The 12,627-nt window shown below is 65.0% G+C and carries 16 protein-coding genes and 1 pseudogene; 10 read left to right on the top strand and 7 right to left on the bottom strand.

Going from position 1 to position 12,627, the window contains the following annotated elements; all coding sequences use genetic code 11:
* Positions 1-22 precede the first annotated feature (22 nt).
* From acuI to ACSQ86_RS13390, 5 genes and pseudogenes are all read left to right on the top strand, one after another.
* Positions 23-1,009, top strand: a complete 987-nt coding sequence (acuI, locus tag ACSQ86_RS13410) for an acrylyl-CoA reductase (NADPH) (protein ID WP_436303955.1) — start codon at positions 23-25, stop codon at positions 1,007-1,009.
* A 98-nt stretch (positions 1,010-1,107) separates the two neighbouring features.
* The gene (locus tag ACSQ86_RS13405) at positions 1,108-1,926 is read left to right on the top strand and encodes an alpha/beta fold hydrolase (RefSeq protein WP_436303954.1); all 819 of its coding nucleotides are present in this window, start codon (positions 1,108-1,110) and stop codon (positions 1,924-1,926) included.
* 105 nt (positions 1,927-2,031) lie between these two features.
* A pseudogene (locus ACSQ86_RS13400) lies at positions 2,032-3,028 on the top strand (NADP-dependent oxidoreductase).
* Positions 3,029-3,160: 132 nt separating this feature from the next.
* Complete coding sequence (locus ACSQ86_RS13395) at positions 3,161-3,985, top strand: SDR family NAD(P)-dependent oxidoreductase (RefSeq protein ID WP_436303953.1); 825 nt, start codon at positions 3,161-3,163, stop codon at positions 3,983-3,985.
* 107 nt (positions 3,986-4,092) lie between these two features.
* Positions 4,093-4,305 (top strand): hypothetical protein, encoded by a 213-nt coding sequence (locus tag ACSQ86_RS13390; protein WP_436303952.1) that lies wholly within the window; start codon positions 4,093-4,095, stop codon positions 4,303-4,305.
* Positions 4,306-4,412: 107 nt separating this feature from the next.
* Here ACSQ86_RS13390 and ACSQ86_RS13385 read toward each other — a convergent pair whose 3' ends face one another.
* The 5 genes from ACSQ86_RS13385 to guaB form a co-directional block, all read right to left on the bottom strand.
* Positions 4,413-4,697 (bottom strand): type II toxin-antitoxin system RelE/ParE family toxin, encoded by a 285-nt coding sequence (locus tag ACSQ86_RS13385; protein ID WP_436308942.1) that lies wholly within the window; start codon positions 4,695-4,697, stop codon positions 4,413-4,415.
* Positions 4,698-4,700: 3 nt separating this feature from the next.
* A complete protein-coding gene (locus tag ACSQ86_RS13380) occupies positions 4,701-4,985 on the bottom strand; it encodes an antitoxin of toxin-antitoxin stability system (protein ID WP_436303950.1) in 285 nt (94 codons plus the stop codon).
* Between the two features lie 126 nt (positions 4,986-5,111).
* Positions 5,112-5,279 carry a hypothetical protein gene (locus ACSQ86_RS13375; protein ID WP_436303949.1) on the bottom strand — a complete coding sequence of 56 codons (168 nt, stop codon included), beginning with the start codon at positions 5,277-5,279 and terminating at the stop codon, positions 5,112-5,114.
* 252 nt (positions 5,280-5,531) lie between these two features.
* Complete coding sequence (guaA, locus tag ACSQ86_RS13370; protein ID WP_436308941.1) at positions 5,532-7,145, bottom strand: glutamine-hydrolyzing GMP synthase; 1,614 nt, start codon at positions 7,143-7,145, stop codon at positions 5,532-5,534.
* A gap of 10 nt (positions 7,146-7,155) precedes the next feature.
* A complete protein-coding gene (guaB, locus tag ACSQ86_RS13365) occupies positions 7,156-8,625 on the bottom strand; it encodes an IMP dehydrogenase (protein WP_436303947.1) in 1,470 nt (489 codons plus the stop codon).
* Positions 8,626-8,774: 149 nt separating this feature from the next.
* Here guaB and ACSQ86_RS13360 point away from each other — a divergent pair, with 149 nt between their 5' ends.
* Positions 8,775-9,293 carry a DUF4124 domain-containing protein gene (locus tag ACSQ86_RS13360; RefSeq protein ID WP_436308940.1) on the top strand — a complete coding sequence of 173 codons (519 nt, stop codon included), beginning with the start codon at positions 8,775-8,777 and terminating at the stop codon, positions 9,291-9,293.
* Positions 9,294-9,418: 125 nt separating this feature from the next.
* Here ACSQ86_RS13360 and ACSQ86_RS13355 read toward each other — a convergent pair whose 3' ends face one another.
* Both ACSQ86_RS13355 and ACSQ86_RS13350 read right to left on the bottom strand, forming a co-directional pair.
* Positions 9,419-9,751 (bottom strand): RnfH family protein, encoded by a 333-nt coding sequence (locus tag ACSQ86_RS13355; RefSeq protein WP_436308939.1) that lies wholly within the window; start codon positions 9,749-9,751, stop codon positions 9,419-9,421.
* Complete coding sequence (locus ACSQ86_RS13350; protein ID WP_093107523.1) at positions 9,751-10,197, bottom strand: type II toxin-antitoxin system RatA family toxin; 447 nt, start codon at positions 10,195-10,197, stop codon at positions 9,751-9,753. The genes ACSQ86_RS13355 and ACSQ86_RS13350 overlap by 1 nt, the downstream gene beginning before the upstream one ends.
* 62 nt (positions 10,198-10,259) lie before the next feature.
* On the opposite strand from ACSQ86_RS13350, the gene smpB reads away from it, so the two are divergent.
* The 4 genes from smpB to ACSQ86_RS13330 are packed head-to-tail and all read left to right on the top strand — an operon-like array spanning position 10,260 to position 12,624.
* Positions 10,260-10,736, top strand: coding sequence for an SsrA-binding protein SmpB (gene smpB / locus ACSQ86_RS13345; RefSeq protein ID WP_093107525.1), 477 nt, complete (start codon positions 10,260-10,262; stop codon positions 10,734-10,736).
* A 10-nt stretch (positions 10,737-10,746) separates the two neighbouring features.
* Positions 10,747-11,322, top strand: a complete 576-nt coding sequence (locus ACSQ86_RS13340; protein WP_436308938.1) for a putative colanic acid biosynthesis acetyltransferase — start codon at positions 10,747-10,749, stop codon at positions 11,320-11,322.
* A gap of 52 nt (positions 11,323-11,374) precedes the next feature.
* Positions 11,375-11,884: a sigma-70 family RNA polymerase sigma factor gene (locus ACSQ86_RS13335; protein WP_436303944.1), complete on the top strand. Its 510-nt coding sequence runs from the start codon at positions 11,375-11,377 to the stop codon at positions 11,882-11,884.
* A 17-nt stretch (positions 11,885-11,901) separates the two neighbouring features.
* The gene (locus ACSQ86_RS13330) at positions 11,902-12,624 is read left to right on the top strand and encodes an anti-sigma factor family protein (RefSeq protein WP_436303943.1); all 723 of its coding nucleotides are present in this window, start codon (positions 11,902-11,904) and stop codon (positions 12,622-12,624) included.
* Positions 12,625-12,627 lie beyond the last annotated feature (3 nt).

Here is a 12,627-nt window from a genome sequence, read left to right as displayed (position 1 = left end):
TCCAGAACGGAACGGACGGCACATGACATTCAAGGCACTGCTCGCCAGCAAGACCGGCGACACCATTTCAAGCAGCCTGGTCGACTTCAAGGACGAAGATCTGATGCCGGGCGACGTCACCGTCGCGGTCGAGTACTCGACGGTGAATTACAAGGACGCGATGGCGCTCAGTGGCCGGTCACCGGTCATTCGCCAGTTTCCGCTGATTCCGGGCATCGACTTTGCCGGTGTCGTCGAGTCATCGACCTATCCCGGCCTCGTCGCTGGCGACCGTGTGCTGGCGACCGGTTGGGGACTGAGTCAGACGCACCACGGTGGCTTCGCGCAGAAGGCGCGGGTGAGCGGTGATTGGCTGGTCAGGATCCCGGAGGTCTTTTCGACCCGGGATGCCATGGCCATCGGCACCGCCGGGTTCACCGCCATGTTGTCCGTGCTCGCACTGGAGCATGGCGGCCTGACGCCCGAGCGTGGCGACATCCTGGTGACCGGTGCCAATGGCGGCTCCGGGTCGGTGGCGATCGCACTGCTGTCGGGCCTGGGCTATCGCGTGATCGCCTCGACCGGGCGTCTCGATGAAGCCGATTACCTGCGCGAACTGGGCGTGGCGGACGTCATCGACCGCCACACCCTGTCCGAAGCGGGCGCACCGATCGCCAAGGAGCAATGGGCCGGGGCCATCGATTCGGTCGGCAGCCATACGCTGGCGAACGTCCTGGCGCAGACCCAGTATCGCGGGGTGGTCGCGGCCTTCGGCCTCGCACAGGGCGCGGATCTGCCGGCATCCGTTCTGCCCTTCATCCTGCGCAACATCACCCTCGCAGGTATCGACTCGGTCAATGCGCCCCAGCCTGTGCGGCTGCAGGCGTGGTCGCGTCTGGCCAGCGACCTGGATCTGGGCAAGCTTGCACGGACAACCAAGGTGATTGGCCTGGCAGAGGTTCCTGAAATCGCCAGCCAGGTACTCGCAGGGAAGGTTCAGGGGCGCACCGTTGTCGATGTGAATGCGTGACCGCCAATCCGGTGGCACCTCGCCCCCTCGATTCTCCGCACCACACGAAACCCCTTGAAGAGACGATGACCCCTACCGACGAGCACCCAGGATTGAGCATGCCCTACATCGACACCGCCACCCGATCGATCGATGTCGACGGGACTGCATTCGCGTACCGTGACCTTGGGCCGCGCAGTGGCGTGCCGCTGGTTCTGCTCAATCTCCTCGACAATTTCGACCCGCGTATCGTCGATGGGCTTTCCCGCAGGCATCGCATCATCGCCATCGACTACCGGGGAATTGGCGCTTCGGGCGGAACGGCACCTGTGACCATCGATGCGATGGCACGGGATGCGATCGCACTGATCCACGCACTGGGTTTCGAGAAGGTCGATCTGCTTGGCTTCTCCCTCGGAGGATTCGTGGCGCAGGACATCGTGCTGAAAGCCCCCGGCCTGGTGCGCCGACTCATCCTGACCGGTACGGGGCCGGCAGGCAGCAAAGGCATCGACCAGGTAGGGGCGGTCTCCTGGCCGCTGATAGCCAAAGGCTTGTTGACGCTGCGCGATCCAAAGACCTACCTGTTCTTCACCTCCACGGCCAATGGCCGGCAAGCCGCGAAGGCCTTCCTGGAGCGACTGAAGGAGCGCAAGGCGGATCGGGACAAGGGGCCGACGCCCAGTGCCTTCCTGCGGCAGCTGAAGGCAATTAAGGCCTGGGGCCGGCGGGTGCCCCAGGATCTGGGCGGCATCCGCATCCCTGTGCTGATCGCCAATGGCGACAACGACATCATGGTTCCGACCGTGAACAGTCATGACATGGCGCGTCGCATTCCCGGCTCGCAACTGGTCATCTACAAAGACGCCGGGCATGGCGGGATCTTCCAGTACCACGGCGAGTTCGTGCCCAAGGCGCTGGCCTTCCTCAATGACTGAGCGGCGGCATCCTTGGCGACCCGCTTCAGGCCGCCTTTCCCGATCGCACCCTGCGGCGCGGGGCTGAAAACCCATTCAATAAAGAACTCTGGAAAAAAGTCCCCCATGAAAGCTTTCATCATCGATCGTTACGGAAAGAGAGAAGTTGGCCGCATCGGCGAAATGCCCGACCCCGAGGTCCGGGACGATGACGTCCTGATCCGGATCCACGCGGCGAGCATCAATCCCCTGGACTCGAAGATCAAGAGCGGCGAATTCAAACTGATTCTTCCCTACCGCCTCCCCTTGATCCTTGGCAACGACTTGGCCGGAACGGTCATGCGGCGCTCGCGTTCGCAGCTTCAAGCCCGGTGATGAGGTCTATGCACGCCCTGACGACGATCGCATCGGCACCTTCGCCGAGTTCATTGCCGTCAAGGAATCGTCGCTGGCGCTGAAGCCCGCGAATCTCAACATGGTCGAAGCCGCCTCCCTTCCTCTGGTGGCCCTGACGGCCTGGCAGACACTGGTCGAGACCGCCAAGCTGAAAAAGGGGCAGAAGGTGCTGATCCATGCCGGCTCCGGCGGCGTAGGCACCATCGCCATCCAGCTTGCCAAGCATCTCGGGGCGTTCGTGGCCACGACCACCAGTACGGCCAACATCGCCTGGATGAAGGCCTTGGGCGCGGACGTCGTCATCGACTACAAGCAGCAGGACTTCGCCACGGTGCTTCGTGGCTACGACGTGGTGCTGAACAGCCTCGGCAGCGACGAGCTGAACAAATCCGTCCAGGTTCTCAAGCCGGGCGGACATCTCATCTCCATCTCCGGGCCGCCCACCCCGGCGTTCGCCGTCGCGCGAGGACTGGCCTGGCCGCTCCAACAAGTGCTGCGCCTGCTGAGTTTCGGCATCAGGAAGAAGGCGAAGAAGAACGGGGGCGAATACACGTTCGTATTCATGCGGGCCGATGGGGCGCAGTTGCGCGAGATCACGACCCTCATCGAATCAGGCGCAATCCGCCCGGTCGTCGACAAGGTATTCCCGTTTCAGGACACCCACAAAGCGTTGGCCTACGTAGACGGTGGTCGCGCCAAGGGCAAGGTCGTGGTGCAAATGATGTAGCTGCCGCACTTGCCTGCGCTGGCGTCTTCGATCAGGCCCTTGTCCAACCTGGACAGGCCATCGTATGGCGCGACGCGCAAACCTTGCAGGCCTTGGAGTTCCTTGGCCGCTCCACACGACAAGGAGAACGATTTGAATACACACACAACCGTCAACATCGGCAAGCGCGCGCTGGTGACCGGCGCATCCAGCGGCATTGGCGCGGCAATCGCGCGTGAGCTCGCGGCGCTCGGCGTTGATCTCGTGCTGACGGCGCGGCGCCGCGACGCACTCGACGCGGTCGCCGCGACCTGCAAGGGCGTGAAGGTCGAGATCGTCACCGCGGATATCGGCAAGCCCGATGCCGCGCGCGCGCTGTGGGACGCCGCGATCGCCAGCGGCCCGATCGACATCCTGATCAACAACGCCGGGTTCGGCTATTTCCGCCGGTTCGACGAGGTCGACTGGGCGCGCGACGCGGAGCTCGTCCAACTCAACATGACTTCGCTCGTCGCGCTCGCGCGGTGCTTCGTCGACGCGCGCAAGGCTAGTACCGGACCCGCGCATATGGTGAATATCGCGTCGACCGGCGCGTACCAGTCAGTACCGAACATGGCGCTGTACGCCGCGTCGAAGGCGTTCGTCCGCAACTTCAGCGAGGGCCTCCATGACGAGCACCGCGGCACGCCGCTGTCGGTGACCTGCATCTGCCCTGGCGGCACAGAAACCGCGTTCCACGCCGCGTCTGGCGGGGGCGACTACTCGTGGATCGCGAACGCGTCGACGAAAAGCGCGGAGTTTGTGGCGCACGCCGCGATCCGCGCGATGCTGCGCGGCAAGCGCACGGTTGTGCCCGGACTGTTCAACAAGCTGTCGTGCTTCGGCGTGCGTTTCTTGACGCGGCGGTTCGCGTCGCGGGTGGCGACTCAAGTGCTTGGCAAGCCGCGGTTGGCACTGCCGGCGCGAAAAATGACTTGAGACCGCGGGGAACTATCGTAGACAACTGCATGGGCATTTGCTCCGGATCGCTCCAAGAGCAGCGCGCTGCGCGCTTGCCAACATGGAGCAACTCTCACGTGTACCCGATGACTATTGCCGTCAAAAATACCGTCAAAAAATTAGCTGCTCACGTCGGTGATTTTCGTTTTCGAGACGGGGCTGCCAGCAAAAAGGGTATGGCCTTCAACAACTTAGCGTTTGGGAAGCCGCCATTGACGTCGCACGCAGAATCATTGACGGATCTCTCTAAGCTATTGATTCATATAGGTAATATCGGCGCCCTCACTCCCACTCAATGATTTCCGAGGGCCGGAAACCCGCGTGAGCACTGCCTTTCGTAGTCCGAGTCATCGTGCTTTGCCGTCACTTCTACCGTCAAAAACCGAGCGCTTTTGCTGGCCTCCGATCACGACCGGGTCGGCGGCCACAGGCGAGCGGTATGCACCAAGGTCAATATCCAGATGGTATCGGCCCGCACCTCATAGACCAGCCGATAGCTCTCGTGTGGAATCAACTCGCGGGTGCCCGGGATCTGTCCGGCCCGTCCCAGCAGGGGGTGCTCGGCCAGCCGGCCGACAGCTGCCGAGAAAATCTCATCCATGCGGATAGCGGCGAGCGGATTGTCCTGAGCGATGAAGTCGACGATGTCGGCGCGGTCTTGCTCGGCGGACAAGGTCCACAGGACCCTCATGCGTCAGCCGCCGGCTTTGGCCCGCAGTGCAGTGCGACGGGCAGCAAAGCGGGCCTCGACATCGGCGTCACTGGCGTATTGACCGGATGCGATCTGCGCGCGCGCCGTGTCGACCTTGGCGCGTAGGAACGAGTCGTACTCACGGGCCTGCCGTTGACGCTCGACGAACTCGCGCATCAGTTCGCGCACCACCTGCGACGCCGGGCGGTGGCTGGCTTCGGCCTCAGCCATGAAGGCGTCGCGCAGCTCCGGCTCCAGCTTCATGGTGAACATGGCTTCTTTGGACATGACCGGCTCCGGAAACATTGATATCAACGAAGTATATACAACGTCATACTTCCTGTCACGCTACGTCGCCGATAGTGGTCTGCCCGCTCGCTCCAATTCAAGCGCACCTGAATCTGCATCAGCGCATCAAAGCAGGCTTTCGTTCGGCACGGTGCCGGCCTCGACGGACGGTGGGGACGGTTGCTGCTGCGCCCGCCATTCGATGCCGTGCGATTCGAGCAGCGCGATCAGCCGGCCGTTCTCCGCGCGCAGCGTGGTGAGCTCATCACTGTCCGCCATCGCCAGCGCCAGCACGCGGCCTCGTTCTGCGCGAGCGAATGGCGGTAAAAAATCGGCGTCAATCCAGCAACGCTGGGATGCCGTCAGAAATACCGTCAGAAGTAGCGCTGCATTCTTCGCTGATCACTTTCGGAAGGGTTTTTGCTGCAACAAAAAGCCCATATCTTTCAACAACTTAGAGTTCTCGAGAAGCACCATTGATGTCGTGCTCACGGACATCGAAACTCGATCTAAGTCATTGATTTATATAGGCATTATCCGCGCCCCTCACTCCCACTCGATCGTCGCCGGCGGCTTGCTGCTCACGTCGTAGGTCACGCGGTTGATGCCGCGGACCTCATTGATGATGCGGCCCGATACCTTCTTCAGCAAAGCGTAGGGCAGCTCGGCCCAGTCGGCAGTCATGAAGTCGCTGGTCTGCACGGCGCGCAGCGCGACCACGTAGTCGTAGGTGCGGCCGTCGCCCATCACGCCCACGCTCTTGACCGGCAGGAACACGGTGAAGGCCTGGCTGGTCAGGTCGTACCAGCTCTTGCCGCTGGACGGGTCCTTGAAGTTGCGCAGCTCCTCGATGAAGATCGCGTCGGCGCGGCGCAGCAGGTCGGCGTATTCCTTCTTGACCTCGCCGAGGATGCGGACGCCCAGGCCCGGCCCGGGGAAAGGATGGCGGTACACCATCTCGGGCGGCAGGCCGAGCGCGACGCCGAGCTCGCGTACCTCGTCCTTGAACAGGTCGCGCAGCGGCTCCAGCAGCTTCAGGCCCAGCTGCTCGGGGAGGCCGCCCACGTTGTGGTGGCTCTTGATCGTGACGGCCTTCTTGCTCTTGGCGCCGCCGGACTCGATGACGTCGGGATAGATGGTGCCCTGGGCCAGCCACTTGGCGCCCTTGGCCCCGGCGCTGGTGAGCTTGGCCGCTTCCTGCTTGAAAACGGTGACGAATTCGCCGCCGATGATCTTGCGCTTGGCCTCCGGGTCGCTCACGCCGGCCAGCTTGCCGAGAAAGAGCTCGCTTGCATCGACGCGGATCACCTTGGCGTGCAGCTGGCCGACGAACATGTCCATCACCTTGTCGCCTTCGTCGAGGCGCAAGAGGCCATGGTCGACGAACACGCAGGTCAGCTGGTCGCCGATGGCGCGATGGATCAGCGCGGCGGCCACCGAGGAATCGACGCCGCCCGAGAGGCCGAGGATGACTTCCTCGTCGCCCACCTGCTTGCGGATCGCCTCTACCGCCTCGGCGATGTGGTCGCGCATCACCCAATCGGGCTTGGCGCCGCAGATGCCGAGCACGAAGCGTTCGAGGATCGCCTTGCCCTGCTGCGTGTGCGTGACTTCGGGGTGGAACTGCAGGGCGTAGAAATGCCGGTCTTCGTCGGCCATGCCGGCGATCGGGCAGCTCTCGGTCGAGGCCATCAGCTTGAAACCCGGCGGCAGCTCGGTGACCTTGTCGCCGTGGCTCATCCAGACGTTGAGCATGCCGTGGCCTTCGTCGGTCGTGAAGTCGGCGATGTCGCGCAGGAGCTCGGTGTGGCCGCGCGCGCGCACGGCGGCAAAGCCGAACTCGCGCTTGTGGCCGCCCTCGACCTTGCCGCCCAGCTGGTGCGCCATGGTCTGCATGCCGTAGCAGATGCCGAGCACCGGCACGCCGAGCTCGAACACCGCCTGCGGCGCCTTGTCGGTCGTCTCTTCGTAGACGCTTGCGTGACTGCCGGAGAGGATGACGCCCTTCAGGCTGCCGTCCCTCGCGTACTCGCGCACCCATTCGTCGGTGACGTCGCAGGGATGGACTTCGGAGAGCACATGCGCTTCGCGCACGCGCCGTGCGATCAGCTGGGTGACCTGGGAGCCGAAATCGAGAATCAGGATTTTTTGGTGGTGCATGAGAGGCCGATCACTCCGCGCGGTAGTTGGGCGCTTCCTTGGTGATCTGCACGTCGTGCACGTGGCTTTCCCGAATGCCCGCGGTAGTGATCTCGACGAACTCGGCCTTGTTCTTCATGTCCTCGATGGTGGCGCAGCCGCAGTAGCCCATGCTGGCGCGCAAGCCGCCGGACATCTGGTAGACGATCGAGACCATCGAGCCTTTGTAGGGCACGCGGCCCTCGATTCCTTCGGGCACCAGCTTGTCCGCGTTCGGGTTGCCGGTGGTCGATTCCTGGAAGTAGCGGTCGGCGCTGCCCTGCTGCATGGCGCCGATCGAGCCCATGCCGCGATAGCTCTTGTAGCTGCGGCCCTGGAACAGCACGATCTCGCCCGGCGCCTCTTCGGTGCCGGCGAACATGCCGCCCATCATCACGGTGCTGGCGCCGGCGGCGATGGCCTTGGCGATGTCGCCCGAGTAGCGGATGCCGCCGTCGGCGATCAGCGGGATGCCGCTGCCCTGCAGCGCGGTGGCGACGTTGTCCACCGCCATGATCTGCGGCACGCCGACACCGGCCACGATGCGCGTGGTGCAGATGGAACCGGGGCCGATGCCGACCTTGACCGCGTCGGCGCCGGCATCGGCCAGCGCGCGGGCGGCATCGCCGGTGGCGATGTTGCCTCCGATCACGTCGACCTGCGGATAGTTCTTCTTGACCCAGCGCACGCGCTCGATCACGCCGGCGCTATGGCCGTGGGCGGTGTCGACCACGATCGCGTCGACGCCGGCCTTCACGAGCGCCTCGACGCGCTCCTCGGTGCCCTCGCCCACGCCGACCGCGGCGCCCACGCGCAGCCGGCCGCTGGCGTCGCGCGCGGCGTTCGGGAAACTGGTCTGCTTGGTGATGTCCTTGACGGTGATCAGGCCCTTGAGCTCCCAGGCGTTGTTGATGACCAGCAGGCGTTCGAGCTTGTGCTTGTTGAGCAGCGCCTTGGCCTCGGCGAGCGTGGTGCCGTCGGGCACGGTGATGAGCTTCTCGCGCGGCGTCATGATCTCGCTCACCGGCACGTCGTAGCGGTTCTCGAAGCGCAGGTCGCGCCCGGTCACGATGCCGACCACCTTGCCGCCGTCGAGGACCGGAAAGCCCGAGATGCCCAGTTCGTCGGACAGCTGCATGACCTGCAGCACGGTGTGCGTGGGCGTGATCACCACCGGATCCCGCAGCACGCCGGATTCGTAGCGCTTCACCTTGGCCACCTGCGCAGCCTGCTCGGCGGCGGTGAAGTTCTTGTGCACGATTCCGATGCCGCCCTCTTGCGCCATCGCGATGGCGAGGCGCGCTTCGGTCACGGTGTCCATCGCCGCGGAGACCAGCGGCAGGTTCAGTGTGATATTGCGGGAGAGTCGGGTGGCGAGGGAGGTGTCCTTGGGCAGGACCTGGGAGAACGCTGGCACCAGCAACACGTCGTCGAAGGTGAGCGCTTTGCCGAGAAGGCGCATGGGTGAAGCTCCAAAAGACGGATTGTAACGATGGCTCGGTACTTACCCGGGCCAAAGGTGAATCGGCTTGCGGCACGAATACCGTTGTTACGTTGCAAAAACGCCATCGAGTAAGTTGCAAAACGTAAGGCGGCGCTAAACTGCCGGCCATGAAAATCGCGCACTTGCTCGTACTCGGATCGGCCTGCCTGTTGCTGTCGATGGGCGCCAATGCCCAGTGGCAGTGGATCGACAAGGACAACAAGAAGGTCTTCAGCGACCAGGCCCCGCCGCCCGAGATTCCGGACAAGAACATCCTGCGCCGGCCGGGTGCGCCCTCCTCGCGGCCGAACTTCAGCCCTGCACCGGCAACTCCCGAGGCCGATGCCGCTGCTGCGCCCCGCCTTGCCGCCAGCGGCGCCAGGCCCAGCGGCGTGGACAAGGAACTCGAGGAGAAAACGCGCAAGGCCGAGGAAGCGGAAAAGGCCAAGAAGGCCGCCGAGGCTCAGAAGATCGCCCAGGCCAAGGCCGAGAACTGCCAGCGGGCGCGCCAGGCCAAGGCCACCTTCGACAGCGGCATCCGCGTGGCCCGCGTGAACGCCCAGGGCGAGCGCGAGATCATGGACGACAAGGCGCGGGCCGCCGAGCAGGAGCGCCTGCAGTCGGTGATCGGCGCCGACTGCAAGTAATAGGCTCGCCCCCAGGCTTCGCGCACTTCGTGTCGCTTCGCCAACCCCCTTCCGGGGGCAACACCAGCGGCCCGGGGAAGCCGGTTCCGCGGTGTTTCCCGCCTGATCTCCCGCACACCCCGAGCCTAGTACCCGGCCTTGCCGCCCTTGCGGCGGCGCGCGAACAGGCCCGTTCCGCGTGCGCCCTGTTTCTTGAATCGCTCGCGCCGTGCGACCTTGGGGTCCACCGTGAGCGGGCGGCAGAGCTCGATGCGGTCGAGGTCTGCCAGAGCCTGATCCCATGCCACCGCATGGCCCCAGATTCCGGGCTGCATCGCCTGCCAGTCGAGCTGCGGGAATTGAAGCGGCAGATGGCTTGCGCGCACGGCATCGCGCACTGTCGCGCCTTCGGCCACGCCCAGCACCTCTTCGAACACCTCGCGCGGCGCCGGCGAGTACGCCACGGTCACCTGCAGCATCAGATCTTGTCGTAGATGTGCTCGGCGCGCTTGACGAAGGCCTCCACGAGGTTGGATGCGACCTTGTCGAACACCGGCCCGACCAGCGCCTGCAACGCGAAATTGCTGAAGCCGTAGCTGAGGTTGAGCTCGACGCGGCAGGCCCGCTCGCCCGCCTCGCCCACCGGGGTGAACTTCCAGACGCCGTCGAGGTTGGAGAACGGTCCGTCGACCAGCTTCAAATGGACCTCGCGGCCCGGCACATGGGTGTTGCGGGTGGTGAAGCTGTGGTGAAAACCGCTGAAAGCGAGGCCGACTTCGGCCGTCATGCCGGCGGCGTCGTGCTCGATCACCTTGGCCTTGTCGCACCAGGGGAGAAACTCGGGGTACTTCGTCACGTCAGTGACCAGGGAGTACATCTCTTCGGCGCTGTACCAGATCAGGATGGACTTGTGGACTGTTTTCATAGAATCGGCACAGCGTGCGCGACGGATTGTATTGAAGCCATGCAGCCCTCACCTGACACACCATGGCCACAAAAAAACAAGACACCTCCTCCCGGATCGCGGACAACAAGAAGGCCGCGTACAACTACTTCTTCGAAGAACGCTTCGAGGCCGGCATGGTGCTGGAGGGCTGGGAAGTCAAATCGCTGCGCGAAGGCAAGGTGCAACTGACCGACGGCTACGTCGTGATCCGCGACGGCGAGCTGTTCGTGATCGGCTGCCAGATCAACCCGCTGCGTTCGGCCTCGACGCACATCACGCCCGATTCGGTGCGCACCAAGAAGCTGCTGCTGCACAAGGAGCAGATTCGCCGCCTCGTGGGCAAGGTCGAGCAGAAAGGCTACACGCTGGTGCCGCTCAACCTGCATTGGAAAGCGGGCAAGGTGAAGTGCGAGATCGCGCTGGCCAAGGGCAAGGCCGAGCACGACAAGCGCGACACTATCAAGGACCGCGAAGGCAAGCGCGAGGTCGAGCGGGCCATGAAGAGCCGCAGCCGCTGAAGGAAGCACCATGGCGCTCCAACCCCTCGACGCCGCGCGCGTCAACCCGCTCGAAGGCGGCCCCAGTTTCTCGCTTTCCAACCGGCTGCTGCGCGCGGCCTGGAACCTGAGCTGGGCGCTGCTCGCCTCCTGGACGCCGCCGCAGATGCGCTTCTGGCGCCGCTTTCTGCTGAAACTCTTCGGCGCGCAATTGGGCGAATCCAGCGACGTGCGCGGCAGCGCGCGGGTCTGGTATCCGCCGAATCTGCACCTGGCCGATCGCGCGATGCTGGCTGAACGGGTCATTTGCTACAACATGGCGCCGATCCGGCTCGAGCGCGCCGCGCTGGTCTCGCAGGGCGCACACCTGTGCGCAGGCAGCCACGACATTTCCTCTGCGAGTTTCCAGTTGACGGCGAGCCCGATCACCATCGGCGCCGACGCCTGGATCGCGGCAGAAGCCTTCGTCGGGCCCGGTGTGGAAGTGGGCGAAGGCGCGGTGCTGGGCGCCCGCAGCGTCGCCTTCCGCTCCCTGGATCCCTGGACGGTGTACGGCGGCAACCCTGCCAAGCCGATCAAGCGGCGAGTGCTGCGCAGCGAGCACTGAATTTTTTTGGGCACGGTGGAATAAACCGCGCCCCCACGGCGTTAGTGCAGCGATGGATTCACGCGCGCTCGTCGACCACATCCCCAGCCTCAGGCGCTATGCGCGCGCGCTGACGGGCGACGCCTGGGCCGCGGACGACCTGGTGCAGGACACGCTGGAGCGCGCCTGCAGCAAGTGGCGCTTGTGGATCGTGGGCAGCGATCTGCGGGCTTGGCTCTTCACGCTCATGCACAACGTGTTCGCGAGCCAGGTGCGGCGCGCACCGCCGCGCGCCACGGTGGACATCGATGATGTGGCGCATGAATTGAGCAGTGGCGACGGTCATCGCGACCGGACCATCGACCTGCAGCGCTGCCTGCTGCGCCTGCCCGAGGAGCAGCGCGCCGTGCTGCTGCTGGTGGCGCTCGAAGACCTCTCCTACGCGCAGGTCGCCAGGATTCTGGATGTCCCCGTGGGCACCGTCATGTCGCGCCTCTCGCGGGCCCGGGTCCGGCTTCAGGACCTGATGGAAGGGACCGAGTCGCCGGCATCGGGCCGCCCCGGTCTGCGCCGCCTCAAGTAGCCCGCATCTCATCCGCCATGAACAGCCCCACGCCGCCTCCCGACACCGACCAGCTCGCCTGGCGAGCCCAGCGCGACGCGCTGCGCGAACTGCATCGCGAAGTGCTCGACGAACCCGTTCCCAAAGCGCTGCTGGCGGCGGCCGGGCATCTAGATGATCGCCGGGCCCGACAGGCGCGCTGGATGCGCTGGGGCGGGATGGCTGCGGGCGTGCTGATCGCCTTCGCCGCCGGCTGGGTCGGCAACCACCAATGGTCGGCGTCGCAGCAGACCGGCGCCGCGCTGGCCCGCGCGCCGGCCACGCGCGAGTTCGTGCATGCCGCCTCGGTGGCGCACGCGGTCTATGCGCCCGAGAAGCGGCATCCGGTCGAAGTGGTCGCTGCCGAGCAGCAGCACCTCGTCCAGTGGCTCTCCAGGCGGCTCGACAAGCCGCTCAAGGTGCCGGATCTGTCGGCCGAGGGCTACGCGCTCGTGGGCGGCCGTCTGCTGCCGGGCAGCGAGGGGGCAAGGGCACAGTTCATGTTCGAGCGCGCCGACGGCGAGCGCGTGACCCTCTACATCGGCAGCCTGGGCAGCGCCGCCGGGCCGGCACAGGCGGGCGAAACGGCGTTCCGCTACTCGGCGGACGGTCCGGTGCCGAGCTTCTATTGGGTCGATCGCGGTTTCGGCTATGCATTGGCGGGCAAGCTGCCGCGCGATGCGCTGCTGGGCCTCGCCGGCGTGGTCTACCGTCAACTATGAACA

It is taken from the genome of Variovorax sp. LjRoot130 (genome assembly GCF_964253755.1).
Classification (GTDB): domain Bacteria; phylum Pseudomonadota; class Gammaproteobacteria; order Burkholderiales; family Burkholderiaceae_C; genus Variovorax.
The sequence above is the reverse complement of the archived record's forward strand: the minus strand, read 5'-3'. Positions and strand labels throughout refer to the sequence as shown.